This is a genomic window from Clostridium sp., assembly GCF_047718555.1.
Lineage (GTDB): Bacteria > Bacillota > Clostridia > Clostridiales > Clostridiaceae > Clostridium_I.
Genome location: NZ_JBDNRK010000126.1, coordinates 1 through 1778 on the forward strand (window position 1 = coordinate 1; position 1778 = coordinate 1778).

Sequence of the window (1778 nt, forward strand, 5' to 3'; positions counted from 1 at the left end):
CAAGTAAAAATAAAACTTTATTTAATGATATAAATACGATATTATAATTTGTATAGACAGTGAATTTTAATACATAATTATATTGGATATGAATTTATTGTATTATATTTTACATAAATGTTATACAATTAAATAAATATCCTTTATATAAATTTATTATTAGAATATTTACTTTATAAAATTAATTAATTAATTAAGGGGGGATTTTAATTGAAAGATGCATTACAGCTTTGGGTTGTTATAGCCATAACTTGTTTAATTATTGATTTTTTAACGGCTGGTTTTCTTTTTGTATGGTTTACCATTGGCGGCATTGGAGCTATAATAGCATTATCCTTAGGATATTCTTTCCCGGTACAAGTTGGTGTATTTGTAATATTAACTGGAGTGTCCTATGCTATAGGTTATCCTTTTGCAAAGAAATTTTTAAATAAGGATATACCTAAAACTCCAACCATGGAGGAAAACTTTATTGGCAGAGTTATTATAGCTGAAAAAGAAATTAAAGAAAAAGAAAGAATAAAACTTGATGGAATATACTGGACTGTTAAAAATGAAGGAGTATATTTATCCAAAGGTGAAAAATTTAAGATTATAGGTCTGGAAGGAAATAAACTTGTCATAAAAAAAGAAGAAAAAGGAGAGGATATTCAATGATTATTCCTGTATTAATTATTATTGTTATTATTGTTGCTATTTTATTAAGTTCTCTTAAAGTTGTTACTACTGGATACCTATTTGTAGTTGAGAGATTAGGACAGTATCATAGAACTCTTCAACCAGGTTGGAATTTTGTAATACCTTTTGTGGATTTTGTTAGAGGAAGAATTTCAACTAAACAGCAAATATTGGACATCGAACCTCAAAGTGTTATTACTAAGGACAATGTTAAAATCTCTATTGATAATGTTATCTTCTTTAAGGTTATGGAGGCAAAAGATGCTATCTATAATATTGAAAATTTTAGATCTGGTATAATATATTCTACTATTACAAACATGAGAAACATAGTGGGAGATATGACATTAGATGAAGTCTTATCTGGAAGAGATAGGATTAATTCTAAGCTGCTAGAAGTAGTAGATGAAATAACAGATGCCTATGGAATTAAAATACTTTCTGTAGAAATTAAAAATATTATTCCACCTACAGAAATACAACAGGCTATGGAAAAACAGATGAGAGCAGAAAGAGATAAAAGAGCAGTGATTCTTGAAGCAGAAGGTAAAAGACAAAGTTATATATCCATAGCAGAAGGAGAAAAACAGGCAAAAATTCTTCAGGCAGAAGCAGAGAAACAAGCTAATATAAGACGAGCAGAAGGACTTAAAGAAAGTCAAGAGTTAGAAGCTGATGGTAAAGGTAAGGCTATAGAAATAGTTGCAATAGCACAGGCAGAGGCTATATTAAAAGTTAACAAGGCAATATTGGAATCAGGTACTAATGAGACTGTAATAGCATTAAAACAGGTTGAAGCTTTACAGGAAATGGCTAAAAACCCTGCTAACAAACTTATACTTCCTAATGAGACGCTATCATCCCTTGGCAGTATAGCAGCGATAGGAGAATTATTAAAAAATAAATAGAATAGGAATAAAAAGTGTATATTTATTAGTAAGAATGTTGTACTAAAATGTTGAAAAGTTTTAGTACAACATTTTATTTTTATACTTTTACATAATATCTTAAAATGGCTATATGTAGATAGTGTTTTGTTTATTATTTGGATAAATAGAAAAAATTATAAATAATTTATTTACCATGAGAAATGTTTATAG

At 28.1% G+C, this 1778-nt stretch carries 2 protein-coding genes; both read left to right on the top strand.

The window, feature by feature from the left end; all coding sequences use genetic code 11:
• Positions 1-210 precede the first annotated feature (210 nt).
• Positions 211-657, top strand: coding sequence for an NfeD family protein (locus ABF633_RS20710; protein WP_415526633.1), 447 nt, complete (start codon positions 211-213; stop codon positions 655-657).
• Positions 654-1586, top strand: coding sequence for an SPFH domain-containing protein (locus ABF633_RS20715; RefSeq protein WP_415526635.1), 933 nt, complete (start codon positions 654-656; stop codon positions 1584-1586). The genes ABF633_RS20710 and ABF633_RS20715 overlap by 4 nt, the downstream gene beginning before the upstream one ends.
• The last annotated feature ends 192 nt before the right edge of the window (positions 1587-1778 follow it).